Source organism: Brachybacterium paraconglomeratum (assembly GCF_039541415.1).
Lineage (GTDB): Bacteria > Actinomycetota > Actinomycetes > Actinomycetales > Dermabacteraceae > Brachybacterium > Brachybacterium paraconglomeratum_A.
In genome coordinates this window covers 13,408-29,491 of record NZ_BAABGE010000002.1, presented here as the reverse complement: position 1 = coordinate 29,491, position 16,084 = coordinate 13,408, and the positions used below count along the sequence as shown (strand labels likewise).

12 protein-coding genes are annotated in these 16,084 nt (G+C 68.2%); 6 read left to right on the top strand and 6 right to left on the bottom strand.

The window, feature by feature from the left end:
• Positions 1–10: 10 nt before the first annotated feature.
• Together ABD893_RS00175 and ABD893_RS00170 are read right to left on the bottom strand one after the other, a co-directional pair.
• A complete protein-coding gene (locus tag ABD893_RS00175) occupies positions 11–2,773 on the bottom strand; it encodes a helix-turn-helix transcriptional regulator (RefSeq protein WP_345075454.1) in 2,763 nt (920 codons plus the stop codon).
• A gap of 565 nt (positions 2,774–3,338) precedes the next feature.
• Positions 3,339–4,058, bottom strand: coding sequence for a hypothetical protein (locus ABD893_RS00170; protein WP_345075453.1), 720 nt, complete (start codon positions 4,056–4,058; stop codon positions 3,339–3,341).
• Between the two features lie 149 nt (positions 4,059–4,207).
• Between ABD893_RS00170 and arr the strand changes: the two genes are divergently transcribed.
• Complete coding sequence (gene arr / locus ABD893_RS00165) at positions 4,208–4,633, top strand: NAD(+)--rifampin ADP-ribosyltransferase (protein WP_425548334.1); 426 nt, start codon at positions 4,208–4,210, stop codon at positions 4,631–4,633.
• A gap of 3 nt (positions 4,634–4,636) precedes the next feature.
• Here arr and ABD893_RS00160 read toward each other — a convergent pair whose 3' ends face one another.
• Together ABD893_RS00160 and ABD893_RS00155 are read right to left on the bottom strand one after the other, a co-directional pair.
• Positions 4,637–4,891, bottom strand: coding sequence for an amidohydrolase family protein (locus ABD893_RS00160; RefSeq protein ID WP_345075451.1), 255 nt, complete (start codon positions 4,889–4,891; stop codon positions 4,637–4,639).
• Positions 4,888–5,016, bottom strand: coding sequence for a hypothetical protein (locus ABD893_RS00155; RefSeq protein WP_345075450.1), 129 nt, complete (start codon positions 5,014–5,016; stop codon positions 4,888–4,890). The genes ABD893_RS00160 and ABD893_RS00155 overlap by 4 nt, the downstream gene beginning before the upstream one ends.
• A gap of 375 nt (positions 5,017–5,391) precedes the next feature.
• Here ABD893_RS00155 and ABD893_RS00150 point away from each other — a divergent pair, with 375 nt between their 5' ends.
• From ABD893_RS00150 to ABD893_RS00140, 3 genes are read left to right on the top strand one after another with little or no spacing between them, the layout of a single operon-like run.
• Entirely contained in the window at positions 5,392–7,032 is a 1,641-nt protein-coding gene (locus tag ABD893_RS00150) for a glycosyltransferase (RefSeq protein WP_345075449.1), read from the top strand.
• On the top strand, positions 7,022–7,918 hold the full coding sequence (locus ABD893_RS00145; RefSeq protein WP_345075448.1) for an ABC transporter permease: 897 nt from the start codon (positions 7,022–7,024) through the stop codon (positions 7,916–7,918). Before ABD893_RS00150 ends, ABD893_RS00145 begins: the two co-directional genes overlap by 11 nt.
• Positions 7,899–8,942 (top strand): ABC transporter ATP-binding protein, encoded by a 1,044-nt coding sequence (locus tag ABD893_RS00140; protein ID WP_345075447.1) that lies wholly within the window; start codon positions 7,899–7,901, stop codon positions 8,940–8,942. Before ABD893_RS00145 ends, ABD893_RS00140 begins: the two co-directional genes overlap by 20 nt.
• A gap of 16 nt (positions 8,943–8,958) precedes the next feature.
• On the opposite strand, the gene ABD893_RS00135 is transcribed toward ABD893_RS00140, so the two are convergent.
• Together ABD893_RS00135 and ABD893_RS00130 are read right to left on the bottom strand one after the other, a co-directional pair.
• Positions 8,959–11,814 carry a heparinase II/III domain-containing protein gene (locus ABD893_RS00135; protein ID WP_345075446.1) on the bottom strand — a complete coding sequence of 952 codons (2,856 nt, stop codon included), beginning with the start codon at positions 11,812–11,814 and terminating at the stop codon, positions 8,959–8,961.
• Entirely contained in the window at positions 11,811–13,181 is a 1,371-nt protein-coding gene (locus tag ABD893_RS00130; protein WP_345075445.1) for a glycosyltransferase, read from the bottom strand. Before ABD893_RS00130 ends, ABD893_RS00135 begins: the two co-directional genes overlap by 4 nt.
• A 330-nt stretch (positions 13,182–13,511) precedes the next feature.
• Here ABD893_RS00130 and wecB point away from each other — a divergent pair, with 330 nt between their 5' ends.
• A complete protein-coding gene (gene wecB / locus ABD893_RS00125) occupies positions 13,512–14,702 on the top strand; it encodes a non-hydrolyzing UDP-N-acetylglucosamine 2-epimerase (protein ID WP_345075444.1) in 1,191 nt (396 codons plus the stop codon).
• Positions 14,703–14,768: 66 nt separating this feature from the next.
• Positions 14,769–16,031: a nucleotide sugar dehydrogenase gene (locus tag ABD893_RS00120; protein WP_345075443.1), complete on the top strand. Its 1,263-nt coding sequence runs from the start codon at positions 14,769–14,771 to the stop codon at positions 16,029–16,031.
• Positions 16,032–16,084: the final 53 nt, after the last annotated feature.

Genomic DNA, 16,084 nt, shown 5'->3' with positions numbered 1-16,084 from the left:
CCTCATCGCCTCATCGGTCCTGGCGGGGGCGGTCCGCGTGAGGCCGGTTCTCGTGAGGCCGGTCCGCATGAGGTCGGTCCTCGCCGGGCGGGTCCGCCGGGTGCAGCAGGCCGGCGCTGATCGCCCTGGCCAGGGCCTGCTCGCGGGTGGACGCGCCGAGCTTCGCGTACAGACTGCGCAGCTGGGCCTTGACGGTGTTGAGGGACACGAACAGGCGCGCGGCGATCTCGCTGCGCCGGTCGGTCTCGGCCAGCAGCGTCAGCACCTCGCGCTCCCGGGCGGTCAGCTGCGGGACGCGGGAGGGCTCGGCCACGCCCGTCCCAGGCGGGATCCGGGAGAGGTCCGCCTCGAGCAGAGCGGCGGCCTGCTCCCGGCCGGAGTCGGTGAGGGCGCCGAGCAGGGCCTCGCGATCCCCCTCCGAGAGCAGCACGAGCGGCCAGCGCAGCGCATGGCCGCCGGTGAGCTCGCGGATCTGCAGCCCGTAGCCGGCCAGGTCAAGGCCCTGCGAGGAACGGCGGGCCACGTGCACCCCGGCGATCGCAGTGATCATCCGGTGCAGCGGGGTGGTCGCGGCGAGCTCGGCCCGTGCCAGCAGCGGCAGCGCCTCCTCGGGCCGCCCCTCGGCGAGGACGGTCAGCGCCGACAGCGCCGACAGCATCGCCGCCACCGGCGCATCCCGCACGCCTGCGGGCCGACGGGCGGGCACGCCGCCGGCGAGGATCCGCAGCATCGCCGCCGCAGACTCCAGGCGCTGGAGCGCCGACGGGAGAGTGCGTTCGGAGCGTCGCTCGGCCGTGGTGCGAGCGAGGAATGCCTCTCCCTCGTCCGGGAGGCCCTGCTGGGCCAGCGCGAGGCTGCGGACGGCGGTGATCAGATCCCAGTACTCGATGGTGGCGAAGTGCGGATCGAGGCGGGCCAGCTGCGTGAGCGCCGCCTCGGGGCGGGCCTCGTTCAGCGACACCCAGGCGCGGGCGATGATCTCCACGGCGTCGTGGTACCCACTGCGCCAGGAGTGCGGCCAGTCCTCTGCGTCGATCCGGTCCAGGGAGGCGATCGAGGCGGTGATGTCCCCGCTCACCGCGTGGATCAGAGCCAGGTGCGCGTGGGCGACGTTGCGATGGTGCGCTCGGTGCACGGTCTCCGCGAACCGGGCCTGCAGCAAGCGGGCATCGCGCGCCGCGGCGAAGTCGTCGGCGTAGAACAGGGTGGTCGCGGTCTGGCTGATCGCGGTCATCAGGATCCCGTCCAGCTGGCGATCGCGCTGCGGATCCTCCGCGGCGCTCTCGAGGACGGGCAGGGCGCGCAGGGCGAGGTCCTTCATCGACCGGGACTGGCCGAGCATCCGATGCACAGCGGACTGGATCCCCTGGCGTATCGCACGGTCCAGCGGCGGGATGGAGGAGGAGCGGACGCGACCGATCATCGCCGCGGAGACGAAGAACTGCATGGCCCTCGGCTGGGTATCGGCGGAGCGGTTCAGCACCAGTGCGTGCCAGAGCGCCAGCATGGGGTGGCGATGGATGCGGGCCGCGGGGAGCGCTTGCAGCAGGCGGGAGAGGTGCCGGGCGTCCTCCGCCGGCAGGGGATGGGAACGCATCAGCAGATGCTCGACATGGGCCATGTCCTCGGCCCGCAGCGCATGCTCGATCGCCGCCAGCTTCTCGCCGCGCACCTCGGCCAGCCAGTGCGCGATCGTCGAGTGCAGCTCGCGCAGCCTGGCCGGCGCGGGCGGGGTGAAGTTCGCCGCGGCGGCCAGGCGCAGGTGGTGGCTGTACTGGAAGACGGGCGCGCTGCCCTCTGGGCCGCGCAGCCACTGCCCGGAACCGAGCTGCTCGAGCGTGCCCAGCAGCGTCTCGGCGTCGTGGCGGCCGCTCAGCTGCCGCGCCAGGTCGACGTCCACGAGCGGCGACTGCGCGGTGACCTCGAGGAACTCTTGCAGCACGGGGTCTCCGGGGCGGGCGGCCAGCTCGTGGCGGGATGCTGTGACCAGCAGGTCATCCAGATCGAGATCCTCCTCGGTGGGCCGGGTCTCGAGGGCGTGCTGCAGCACCCCGAGCGACCAGCGCATCGAGGCGAGCCGGCGGGAGGAGGGCACCGCTCCGAGCTGGTGCAGGACTCCTGCGCGTCGTGGATCGCCCTGCAGGGCGGGGACGGCCAGGTCCAGGAGAGTCGAGATCTCCTCGAGGCTGAGTGCGAGATGCTCCTCGGTGAGCACCTGGATGTCCAGGACCGCGTGGATGCGGGCGGACTCCAGCACGGTGGGAAAACGGCCCGCGACCACGACACGGGCGAACGACACGCGGCGCAGGATCTCGACCAGGTCCTCGCACACCTCGTCCCAGTAGCCGCCGTCGGCGGCGGAGCCGGCATCGTCCAGCAGCAGGGTCACCGGCTGCCCGTGGTCCTCGAGCACCCGGCAGATCGTCGCCGGGATGGTGTCGGCGTGGTCGGCGATCGAGGCCATCTCCCGGTACAGGGCGCGATCTGCGAGCAGCCCGCGGGCGTGGAAGCGGCCCAGCACGCGCATCCAGAACCCGGTACGGGTGCGGGTGCCGTTCTCGGCCTCGATCCACATCAGGGTGCCGCGCTGGTCGGGCGAGGTCGCGACCGCCCACTGGGCCATGAGTGTGGTCTTGCCGGTGCCGCCGGGCGCGCGCAGCACGGTCAGCGGGGCCGGCCCGTCGAGGCGCGCGAGCAGGGCGGGGCGGGGGAGCACCCGGGAGGTCAACCGCGGGACGTGCTGAAGGTCGGCGGCGGCTTCTGGAGTCAGCATGTCGGGGCACTCCCGTCGAGATGGTCGGTGGGCCGAAAGGCGGCGAACCCCGGGATGAGGCATGGGGCGCGGGCGCACGCACATCGGGCACTGGCAGGCCAGCGCTTACCGGAGAGTGTAGGACCCCCTGCGGGTCCATCGAGGTCACGGGGTGCCCCTGTGCATGGGTTCGGGAGCGGTGACGTCGCCCGATGAGGGTGGGTGAGCCCAGGTCGCCAGCTGCAGGTCGGTCAGACCGGTGAGCAGCGGGACGAGCCATGAGCATCGGTGCCTCTGTCTTGAGGAGGAGCTCCGAGTGATTACATCTTCAGCTATCGATCAGACACTTGACGCGGAAATCGGTTGTGGCCTTGCCGACATGTGTCGACTTTCGGCGCTCGCTGGGTGCCGACCGGGACCAAGGTCGGGCGGGGCGCGGGGCGCGGGGCGGGGACTTGGGCAGCAGGGGGAGCGCGAGCGATCACGAGGGAAGCGTCGCGGGCCCAGGTTTCACGGCCTGGACGCCGACTGTCGGCGGGGACGCACCCCTCGGGCCTTCACGGGGCCCGCCGGGGCGCCCCCGGGCTCACCGCAGCAGGAGCAGCTGGCGCAACCACGGCACGTGCTCGCTGAGTAGCGAGATGACGCCGTCGCCCAGTACAGCGATGCCTGCGAGGGCGAGCAGGGCAGCGAGCACGGTCTGCAGGGCGCGGCGTCGAGGGCCGACGAGCTCCATGACCCGCGTGACGAGCTGCTCGTGCCGGCCGAACGAGGCGGCGGTGAGCACGGCGACCAGCGGCAGCTGGTAGACGAGGTTCCACAGCACCAACAGCGCCACGTGGCGCAGGAGGTGATGCTCCTGGGAGGCCATGCCCACGGCGATCGTGAACCCGGGATCGGCCAGCGCCGTCACCGAGAAGCCGACGCCTGCGAGCACCAGCGGAGCAGTGGCCAGCCGCTTCGGGGTGGAGCGCTGCTCGAGCCGGCCGTGGGGCACGGCCGGCCGGGACGCGGCCCGGAACTGGTGGATGCTGAACGCGACGAGCGCGAGCCCCGTGATGAGTTCGACGGTGCCGATCGCGTTGTTCGAGTCGAGCACGGGCCGCAGCCAGCGGTTCAGCAGCTCCAGCAGCGGCCGCAGGATCAGCGTTGCCGCGATGACGACCACCGAGTACCCGCCGGCGAAGGCGAGCAGGTGCCGCACCGTGCCGCCGCGCAGCATGACGCCGATCGCGATGACGCCGCCCAGCACGTCCATCGTCACCACGGCGAGCCCGAAGAAGGCGAGGATCCCGGCGAACGTCATGTCGGAAGGCTACGAGAGGCCGCGATGCAGGGACGATGGGGCAGGCCCCAACGTGGGGTGGGGGATTCCCGCACGGCGGTGCGCGAGGAGTCCGCATGCAGGAGGATGAGGGCCGGCCGGGCGAGGGCCCGACGGAGAGCGAGGATGCGATGAGCGAGCCAGTCCCCTTCGAGGTGTACGAGGAGGGTGTCTACCTCCACGGCACCAGGGCCGTGCTGACGCCGGGAGATCTCCTCACCCCGGCGCAGCCCTCGAACTATCGCGAGAACGCCCCGCTACGGCATGTGTACGTCACCCAGACGATGCACGCCGCGGCCTGGGGCGCGCAGCTCGCGCTCGGCGACGGAGAGCCCCGCGTCTACGTCGTGGAGCCGACGGGCCAGGTCGAGGACGACCCGAACGTCACCGACAAGCGCCTCCCCGGCAACCCCACCCGCTCCTACCGCAGCACCGAGCCGGTGCGCGTGGTGCGCGAGCTGGAGGACTGGCCGCGGCACAGCGAGGAGAGCGTGCGCACGATGCGGGAGGGGCTGGCGGAGCTGCGACGGACGGGGCGGGACGAGATCATCGAGTGACGATCACGCCCGGAACACGACCTCGCCGTCCTTGATCGTTTCGAGCACTGCGATGTCTCGCAGGTCCTGCGGTGCGCTCGCGAGCGGATCAGCGGAGAGGATCACCAGGTCCGCCCGCATCCCTTCCCGGATCTGCCCCTTGGAGTCCTCCTCGCCGTACTGGTAGGCGGCCTCGCAGGTGACGGCGCGCAGCGCCTCCCAGATCGAGATCCGCTGCTCGGGGCCGATGGACTGGCCCGTGCGGCTGATCCGGTTCACTGCCAGCGCCGCAGCGCCATACCGATCACGCAGAAGATCCCGATCAGGGAGAGGCCGAACAGCGCGGACACGGGGTGCTCCTCGGCGTAGCCCGGGCGTTCGTCGTGGAGTGGCGATCCGGGCACGGCTGATGGTCGTCGTAACGGGGGCACGCTACCGGTAGAGCGATCAGCGGTCGAGATGTGCCCGCCCCGTGGGAGGGAACAGTCGCCATGAGGAACATCTCCTGGATGCGACGCTCTTACTCCCCGATGTGCCGCTGCACCGGCTCCCTCGGTACTCTCAGGAACATGATCGGGATTGCCGGGCGCCGGCTGCGCAGGGCGACAGCAGCATTGTCGTCAGCTCCTCGGACCCTGCGGAACGGCCGGCTTCTCGCAGCATCGGCGATCCAGCACCTCATCGACGATCCCGCGCTCTTGGCGCTCCAGATGAGCCGCCGCCTGCCTCTCTCTGTGCGGACACGTGCCGGCCGAGCACTTCTCGCGGCAGGTCGTCAGGTGCCCAAGGGTGCGGGCTTCGCGGCGCTCGGCGCGTTCATGGCGGGGGAGTCCGCCCGAGCCGAAGAACTGCTGGAGAAGTCCCGGGATGCCACGGCACCGTTGTCGAACGAAGTGGCGGTGCTCCTCGGACGCCTGGACCTCGTGCGTCACGACGCCGCAGCCTCGACGAGAGCTCGCGCCGCCTGGTCCTGCGGCGATCTCTCCGGAGCTGTCCGGATACTCGAGACAGGCGGGCGAGGGAACTCATCGCATGCGCGCCGCCTGCGCAGCGAGCTGAAGCTCCTCGAGGGCGGCCATCGACTGAGCGTCCCGAGAACTTCCCAGAGGCATGCCCTCCCACGGGCGGACGAACCTCTCAGGGTTCTCCACCTGATCACGAACTCGCTCCCGCACACCCAGTCCGGGTACTCGCTGCGCACTCACAACATCTTGACCGGACTGCGGGACCATGGCATCGACTCCCTCGCCCTGACGCGCACGGGATATCCCGTGATGGTCGGCAAGCCGTGGTGCGCCGATGAGGACGTGGTCGACGGGATCCGTTACCGCCGCACGTTGCCGGCAACGCTCGGGGCCACTCCCGAGGTCAGGCTCCAGCAGGAGGTCGAGGAAGCGCTGCGGATCGTGCAGGAGTTCCGGCCGCACGTCCTCCACGCCACGACCGACTACCGCAACGGCCTGGTCGCCCAGGCCGTGAGCGAGGCGAGCGGAATTCCCTGGATGTTCGAGGTGCGCGGCCTGATGGAGCAGACCTGGATCGCCTCCCATCGCGGCGTGGAGGCGCGCACGGAAGCAGAGCAGTCGGAGAAGGTGCGTCGCATCATTGCGACTGAGAGCGGGCTCGCTCGAGAGGCGGGAGCCGTCGTCACCCTCTCCCGCACGATGGCCGGCGCCCTCGAGGAGCGCGGCGTGGACGGGGAGCGGATCTCCCTGATGCCGAACGGTGTCGATGCGACCCTGCTCGCGGACAGCTACTGCCCCGCCGAAGCGCGCAGCGCGCTCGGTGCGAATCTTCCTCTGGAAGCGCTCGCGGTCGGCGCCGTGAGCGCCCTCATCGACTACGAGGGCCACGACATCCTCCTCCGCGCGGTGGCGGTGATCCTCGCGGACACCGCGGTCCCGCAAGCACTCAAGGATGCCCTCCATATCGTGATCGTCGGGGACGGGGTCACGGCACCCGCACTCAGCGACCTCGCCAAGGAGCTGGGCATCGGGGACCGCGTCCTGATGCCTGGTCGCGCTCCGCGCGACGAGGCCAGGCTCTGGGTGCAGGCGCTGGATGTGGTGGTCGTTCCCCGCAAGGACTTCGAGGTCACCCGCACCGTCACGCCGCAGAAGCCCGCCGAAGCCATGGCGCTCGCCCGGCCCGTCGTCGCCAGCGACCTCCCAGCGATTCGAGAGACGCTAACCGACGATCACGGCGAGGAGCTGGGCGTGCTGGTGGTGCCGGACTCCCCACGAGAGCTCGCCGAGGCGCTCGCCGATCTCCTTGGTGACGAGCGCCGCCGTCATGCTCTCGGCGCTAAGGGCAGAGCGGCTGCGAGGCATCGCACCTGGCCGGAGATGATGAAACGCTACGAGGTCGCGTATCGTGCCCTCGTGAACAGTTCAGCCGAGGAGACCCCACGTGGCGAATGACGTGAAGAGCTCCGCCGAGGTCAAACAGGCACTCGAAGCTCGCGGGCAGGACCCGAGCGCGCTGTTCCACATCGGGGTGCGCCCCCCGCTCACCGTCTATCTGCGGCAGCTCTGGGCGCGGCGGCACTTCATCTGGTTCGACTCCCGACAGCGGGCGGCCAACACGAACAACCGCAACATCCTCGGAAATCTCTGGCTGATCATCCGTCCGATCATGGATGCCGCCTTCTACTACGTCATCTTCGCTCTGCTGCTCGAGGTCGACAAGGACATGGAGAACTTTCCTGCCTTCCTGGTCATCGGCATCCTGATGTTCCAGTCGACGAACAGTGCGATCTCAGGCGGAGCGAACTCGATGCGCGGCGCGAAATCCATGCTGCGCGCCTTCTCGTTCCCACGGGCGGCGGTACCGATCTCCAATGTGCTGCAGAGCGCGTTGACTGCCGTGGTGACCACCGCCGCAATGTGCGTGGCGATCATTCTGGTGCCTCCACATGCCCTGCCCCAGCTGACCTGGTTCCTCATCATCCCGATCTTCGTTCTGCACATGACGGTCAATCTCGGGGTCACTTTCATCTGCGCTCGGATCGGCTTCCACTTCCCGGACATGGTGAACCTGATGTCGATCATCGGACGGATGCTCCGCTACGGCTCGGGAGTGATGTTCCCGATCGAGCGCTTCATCGATGACCCGACGGTCAGCGAGATAGTCAAGCTCAACCCGTTGTTCCGGGTCATCGACATGTCTCGCACGGTGCTGATCGACGGAGCCGTACCGGACCTGAAGTCGTGGTTGATCCTCGGCGCCTGGGCCGTGGTCCTGGTGGTCGGCGGGTTCCTGTTCTTCTGGCGAGGGGAGGAGAGCTATGGCCGAGAGCTTCGCTGAATCCCTCTCGGAGGACTCGGAGGATGACACCCCGGTGGGAAGCTCCCTCTGGGTCCCGCCGGAGCACTCACCTCTCACCGTCGTCGCGCACCGGGTCCGAATGCGTTACAAGGTGCCGCGCACTGACCGCACGCCTCGGAAAGGCCTGCTCGGCAAGCTCACCAAACGCCGCCACATGGTCTCCGTCTCGGCGGTGCGCGGAGCGGACCTCACAGCGCGCCAGGGCGAGTTCATCGGCATCATCGGCCGCAACGGCTCCGGCAAGTCGACCCTGCTGCGGATGCTTGCCGGCGTCGAACCACCGACCTCCGGGGTGGTGATGACGAGCGACAGGCCGCAGCTGCTCGGGGTGAGCGCTGCTCTGATCGGCGATCTCACCGGCGCAGAGAACATCAAGCTCGGCTTCCTCGCCCTGGGGATGCAGCCGGACCGGGTGGAGGAGCAGTTCGGCGCGGCCGTGGAGCTCTCCGCCCTCGGCGAGGCGATCGATCTGCCGATGCGCACCTACTCCTCCGGGATGTCGTCCAGGCTGAAGTTCGCGATCTCCGTGATGGCCGAGCCGAAGATCCTCATGATCGACGAGGCGCTGTCCACCGGCGATGCAGCCTTCGCGGAGCGGTCAGCCAAGAAGATGGACGATCTGCTCGAGAAGGCCGGGACCGTGTTCATGGTGAACCACGCTCCGCGCACGATCGAGAATGTCTGCTCCCGCGTGATCTGGATGGAGAAGGGCCGGATCGTGATGGATGGCGACACCAAGGACGTCTGCGGCAAATACCGCACCTTCAGCTACTTCCTGGCGAAGGAGCGTGAAGAAGAGGCGTTCGCGCACCTGCGGGAGTGCATCACCGAAGGCGCGGCGCAGCGGAAGGCCTCACAGCTGTCCCTGACTCATGACGAGGATCCCGTGACCAAGGATGACGTGCCCGAGCTCGAGCCCGACCCGTTCGCGAAGATCTTCGAGCGTGAGATGAAGGCACAGCCGTTTCCCGGAGCGATCCTCCCCTTCGACGACGAGCGGTGACGCGGCGCCGGACGGGCTAGAGCGTCGAGTACAGCTGTGTCAGGAAGGCGCCGTACTGGTCGTTCCCCAGTGAGCGGTGGCCGGGCCCCAGATCGACGCTCGTCGTACGGAATCGTTCGGCATGGCCCGATGCGGTGTAGACCGTGCGCAGCGGGCCTTCGTGCCGCTTGACATGCACCTTGTCCCCGGGATTGGAGATCAGCTCCACACGGGGGAGGGCGTCGAGGCTTCGGTACTTCTCCACCACGCTCAGCCGGGTGGCCTCGACCACTGCCGCGGCCAGGTCGGCGACACCGAACGCCGGCTCGACGGCCGACTGCACGAGTCGTTGTGAATACTGGCGCAGATCCGTCTGTGGGCTCATCGCGAGAACCACTGCCTCCGGGATCAGCGCGCCCACCTGGAGGGCGGCAAATCCACCCCCCGAGCTGCCGGCCAGCACGATGCGTCGTACGCCGAGGGCCTCCGCCGCACGGCGGATCGACGAGGCGATCTGCGGCGTCAGGTCATCACGCTCAGTACCCAGGTACCAGCCCAGACGCATCGATCCCGACAGATCGAGCGTAGGGTCCGCGACCGCAAGTGTGGGGCCGAGTCCGAGCTCGAGCTGATAGCGCCAGCGCAGGAAGATCGGCAGGCGCATCTTCGCCCGGTCCACGGCTCCTTGGAACAGTACGGTCAGGATCTCTCCGCGATCGGGCTGCAGCGCCATCGGCAGGACCAGCGGACCGACATCGACCGTGTGGATCGCGGCGTGACGCGGCCTCCCGGCGAGGGTGAAGTCCGTTCCGTGATTCTGCACCGGCAAAGGGTAGTGCGTGGGCCTCCACCGAGTGTCCTGGGACCAGTTGTGCAGCGCTGTGCGGTGGGGCTGGACCTGCGCAGGATCGATGCGGCCGCGGACCACCTGGCGCAGGTCGGTCATCGCGGCGATGACTCCGAGGTCGTTCTCCTGGTCCAGGCCACGATCACGAGCCTCGACACCGAGCACGCCCGCGGCCTGTCGGCGCTCGGCGTCCGAAGCGCCCTGCGCGTTGCGCCGCGCCTCGGCGATAAGGGTGAAGACCTCGCGACGGACCGCCGGGTCCAGATGGGGGACAGGCCCGGGTTTCGAGGAGCGCGGTGCGGCAGGAGGAAGCGCCGACGGGGCGGGCAGGCCCTCGCCGCTGTCCGCGTCCTCGTCGGTGCCCGGGAACGTCACGTGATCGGGATGCACGATCAGCTGCTCCGTGACCCGACCCGTAGAGACCTCGAGGCTGAACACCGCCCCCTTGATCGGCATCGATGACACGGTGGGGACCGCACCGTCGCCCGTCGCGAAGATGGTGATGAAGCGGAAGCTGGTTCCCTGCTTCGACGCGGTCACGGCTGTCGCCGGGACCTTCTGCTTCCAGCCGGTCGCGACCCATCCATCGAAGGGTCTCTCGCTGCCCGTGACCTGTGCGAGGGTCGCGGCGGTGCCGGCAAAGGCGAGCACTGCTCGACGATCCCCCGAGCGCAGTTCGGCACGTTGTCCGACGATCGACGCCGAGACGTCCGGGCCCAGCTGCCACCGCTGGCGTGCAGTCACCGGCTCCGCCGAGCGCACGTGGTCGATCACCACGAGATAGTCGCCGGTCCGGGAGTAGATCACACGCCGCGTCAGATCGACGCCGGGGAAGCTGGTGTCGGTGAACAGCAAATCGTAGGAGCGCTGAGTGACGCTACGCCGGGTCAGCGAGACCTCGGCCCCCTTCTCCGGCCGCCTCCCCACGATCGAGACCAGGCTGTGGGAGTCGCGGCTCAGCATGTACTTGCGCTCGATGCCGCCGCCGTACTGGTACTTGCCCGGATCGACGACCCAGTTCACGGTGGCGGCACTGAGGGTGAGCGAGCCGCCGTCCGGATGCCCGTGCACGCGATCCGCCTCACCGAAGCTCACCGAGAAGAAGGTCTCCTCCTCGAAGTTCCGCTCCGTCTCGCCCCACCCGCTGCGCGCGAACAGATAGCCGCGGTCGTAGATCTTCAGGAGATCGGCGGGGGCCTCTCCGTCAGCGCCGCCGGAGGTGACGTACTCGGTGAACGGTGAGCGGATCCTCTTCGCATCACCGCCGTCGGTGTCCCCGATGGAGACGAAGGTGCCGTCCGGGCGGGTGGCGTGGGCGATCTCCTCAGGGGCCAGGGCGTGACGTTCCGCAGCCGGTGGCCGCGGCACCCCCTCGGCATCGAAGCGCTTCAGGACTCGCTCATACCAGAGGAAGTTGTTGTGGTGGTAGGCGATCGCTCCCTCGGCGTTGACTCCCTGCTCGTCGTACGCCGCATCCAGCAGCTCGTTGAATCGCTGGACCGCGAGCTGCGCCATCGCGTCATCGCCGAGCACGCGCCCGCAGACGAACAGTGCTTCGTGCTGGTGCAGGGCATGGTTCGCGTGTCCGAGGTTGGCGGGGTCGGCGAGATGCTCGGCGTGGTCGCGGATTGTCTGCTCGAGCCATCCGAGGTCCTCGGGGCTGTGGTCCCGCAGCAGCGGGGCGGCGAGGCAGAGGTTGATCGCACGGATTCCGTCGACCATGTCGCTCCACACCCACTGGTGGGCGGGGGCATGCCGAGGGTTGTCTTCCACCCAGCTTCGCGCGTAGCGGATCCACATCTCATGAGCGGCGACCTCCCCGGCTGCAGCGGCTCTCCGCACTGGATCGAGCCAGCGCAGCATGTGGAACTGGCTGCGCCAGTTGACGTCCTGGAAGGGGTCCGCGCCCCAATCGATCGTGGCGGGAAGCGCCCACTCCGGATGGGGGGACAAGTGCAGCGTGCCGTCGAGCAGCCGTTTCACGGCTGCATCGCGGTACGAGCCCCCGAGGGCCTGCCGGGCGGCAGCATCGAAATCCAGGCTCATGACTCCGTCAGCTCAGCGTAGATACCGGCGATGACCTGCGCGAGTGTGCGCCAATCTCGGTTCTCCACCACCCACTGCCGTGAGTTCTCGCCGAGCTCGAGGAGCAGTTCGGGATCGTCGAGCAGCCGGGTGAGCTGTTCCTGCAGGGAATCCGAGCTGCCCTTGGCGTGGAGCAGTCCGTTCACGTCCGGGGTGACGATCTCGGCCAGCGCGGCGACGTCGGAGGCGATCACGGCCTTGCCCATCGCCATCGCCTCGAAAGGCTTGAGCGGTGAGACCATCTCGCACACGGGCAGAGGCAGACGTGGGAAAGGAGTGATGTCGATGATCGAGTAGTAGCGCTCGACTTCGTCATGCGGAACCCGCCCGATGAAGGAGACGACGTCCCCGAGATCCTCGTCCTCGGCGACTGCGCGGAGGGAATCCAGCTGTGCGCCGTCGCCGACGATGAGCACATGGAAGTCCTCGCGGGTGCGCCGGAGTTCGCGGGCGGCAGTGAGCAGGAGGTTCAGGCCCTCGTAGTCCACGACAGTGCCGACGTAGCCGATCACCGTTCTGCCCTGCACCCCGAGCTCTGTGGCGAGCTCCTCGTCCCGGGGAATCGGCGTGAACCGTGCGGTGTCGACACCATTGGGGACCAGCGTGATCTTCTCGGCGTCCACGCCGCGGTCCACGAGCTCCGCCTTCAGCGCTTCGGTGATCGCCAGGACCCGCGTCGCCCCGCGCGCGGCATCGGCCTCCATCCTCGCCAGGTAGGAGTACTGATCACTTCGCCCCCAGTCCGCATCGCGGGAGGCTCGAGTGACCTCCCACAGGCCCCGCACCTCGTAGACGGACGGGATGCCGAGGAGCCGGCCCGTCTTCACTGCCGCGAGCCCGTTCCAATGATTCGAGGCTCCGTGCAGGATCGCGGGTCGCTCCGCACGGGCTAGTGGCAGAAGCGCCTCCGTGTATCGCTCGGTGTAGTCGAACATCGGATTCTTCTTCTCGATCTGCCGACCGGTGAGCAGGTGGTGGTAGTCGACCAGCCCCACTCGCTCCTGCGCAGGGAGATCCGGCACATCAGCCATGCCGGGCATGTCGTAGGGGTAACCGAGACGCGTGACGCCATCCACGTCCCACCCGCTGCGGTTCAACTCGGTGAGCAGCCCATGCGTGCGGGTCGCATAACCGCCCGAGTGATGGGGGAGAGAATTGTGGAGCAGGTAGAGCACGTGGTCGCGGCGCGCCTCGTACTCAGGTGTAGGGCGCAGCTCAGGGAAGGGGAACCCGTCACGGGCGAGGTCGGAGTTGCGCACCGCGCCGTCGTCACCGGGATGAGAGCGACCGGAGTCCTGACGGCTCCACCACAGACGTAATTGGGCCATCCCTCCCTGACGGAAGTGCCAGAGGGCCTGGCGCACTGAGGTGACGCGCTGAGAAAGCGGATTAGGCACGAAGACCTCCGGGAAGACATGGGGTTCTGTCCATCTTACGGCGAGGGAGGGGGACTCGAGAATTCCTCCGCAACGGACATTTCTGGCATAACGCCCGTGGGGCGGGCATGTGACCAAAAAGTAATGTGCTTCGTCCCATATGCACGGTGAATACACCGTGGACAACGGCGGGCGAGCACGCGGCGCGACGGCAAGGCTCTGTAGTCTCATCTCTGTGAATAGCCTGATTTCCGCCACCCCCCTCCTGCAGGCGCCGCTCCGATGACCGCCGTCGAGGACGTTCATCCGCCGAACCTGCGGATCATGACGATCTACGGCACGCGCCCGGAAGCGATCAAGGTCGCCCCGGTCATCAAGGCGATCGAGCGCACCGAGGGCCTGGAGAGCATCGTGGTGGTGACCGGTCAGCATCGGGAGATGCTGGATCAGGTGAACGACATGTTCGGGATCGTGCCCGACCACGACATGAACATCATGTCCGCGAGTCAGGGGTTGAACCAGATCGCGTCCCGCGTGATCGAGGGCGTGGATCGGATCCTGCAGCTCGAAGAGCCGGATGCGGTCATCGTCCAGGGCGATACGACGACCGTCATGGGCGCGGCGATCGCTGCGTTCAACCGGCACATCCCCGTGATCCACCTCGAAGCGGGCCTGCGCTCAGGCAACATCAGCTCTCCGTTCCCGGAAGAGGCCAACCGCCGGCTCACCGGACAGATCGCCACGCTTCATCTCGCGCCGACGCCCACCAGCAGGGGCAACCTCCTGCGGGAGGCGATCAGCGAGAGGGACATCGTGGTGACCGGCAACACGGTGATCGACACGCTCTTCCACGCGGCTGAGAACCTCGAGGTGCAGTTCGACGATCACCGCCTCGAGCGTCTCCGGCGCGAGAAGGAGCAGGGGTCGGAGCAGCGGGTCCTGCTGGTGACAGCGCATCGGCGGGAGAACCATGGCGAGGCCATGGTCTCCATCGGGAACGCCGTGGCAGATCTCGCGGAGAAGTATCCCGACCTCCTGATCGCCTTCCCGTTGCACAAGAACCCTCTGGTCCGCGACGCGGTGATGCCGCTCCTCGAGTCACGAGAGAACGTCGTGCTCCTGGAGCCGCTGCCCTACCCGCAGTTCACCAAGCTGGTGGGTCTGGCGGACCTGGTGCTCACCGACTCCGGCGGGGTGCAGGAGGAGGCGCCGAGTCTCGGGAAGCCGGTGCTCGTGATGCGCGAGAACACAGAACGGCCCGAAGCCGTGCTGGCCGGTACTGTGAAATTGATCGGAACCCACCGTCAGCGCCTCGTCGACGAGGTCTCCCTGCTGCTCGATTCGCAGGAGGCCTACAGCGGTATGGCCAACGCGGTGAACCCTTATGGCGACGGCCACGCGGCGAAGAGAGCGGTCGCCGCACTCCGTTGGAAGTTCGGCGACGGCGAAAGACCACAGGATTTCACCGGATAGACGGATCAGACCCCATCATTGGCCAAGCGGCCCCTGTACCCAGAGCATGACCAAGGAGTGAAGTAGATGACCAGCAAGACAGTGACCATCGTCGGACAGGGCTATGTAGGGCTCCCGCTCGCTCAGGCGGCGGCACGCGCCGGGTGGAGGGTGCACGGGCTGGACGTCACCGAGTCGCTCGTCGAGGCCCTGAATGACGGCACCTCGCATGTGGATGACCTCAGTGACGCGGACATCCAGGAGATGCTCGGCCTCGGGTACCGCGCGACGACGGACCCGGCGGTCGTCGCCGACTCCGATGTCGTGGTGATATGTGTGCCGACACCGCTCGGCGACGGTGGCAGCCCGGATCTCGGAGCGGTGAAGGCTTCGAGCCGCACTGTGGGCGACAACCTCACCGAGGGGACCACCGTGATCCTCGAGTCGACCACGTACCCCGGCACCACCGATGGGATCGTCAAGCCGATCCTGGAGATGGCCTCGGGCCTCACCGCCGGCGACGACTTCCAGCTGGCCTACTCGCCGGAGCGAGTGGACCCGGGCCGGACCGACTACGGCATCAAGAACACCCCAAAGCTCATGGGCGGCATGGATGACGCCTCCACGCAGGGCGCTGTCGCCTTCTACGGCTCGTTCATCGACCATCCCGTCCCGATGGACGGGATGCGTGAGGCCGAGACCGCCAAACTGCTCGAGAACACCTTCCGGCACGTCAACATCGCTCTGGTCAACGAGATGGCGAAGTTCTGCAAGGAGCTGAACATCGACATCTGGGAGGTCATCAGGGGCGCGGCCACCAAGCCGTTCGGGTTCATGAAGTTCACGCCGGGACCTGGCGTGGGCGGTCACTGCATCCCTATCGACCCCAACTACCTCTCCTACGAGGTCCGCAACCAGCTCGGCTACCCCTTCCGCTTCGTCGAACTCGCGCAGGAGATCAACAATTCGATGCCTCGCTACGTGGCGGACCGTGTCGGCGAGCTCCTCAACGAGCACCGCAAGCCGGTCAACGGCTCCGAGGTCCTACTGCTCGGCGTGACCTACAAGGCGAACATCGCGGACCAGCGCGAGTCCCCGGCGATGCCGGTGGCGGAGGCGCTTCGCGACCGCGGCGCGGTGATCCGCTTCCACGACCCCATGGTGGAGAACTGGAACCTCGAGAGCGGCAGTGTCACCCGCGAGGCCAGCCTCGAGGAGGCCGTCAAGGCCGCCGACGTGGTCGTCGTGCTGCAGGCTCACGAGACGTACGACCTCGAGAAGCTCGCCGCTGACGCAAAGGTCATGCTCGACACCCGGGGCGCCGCCCCGAAGCCGGCTGTCCGTCTCTGACGATCCCCGCCGCCCGGGCTCGCGCGGCACGTGACCAGAGCCCGGGCCTGATC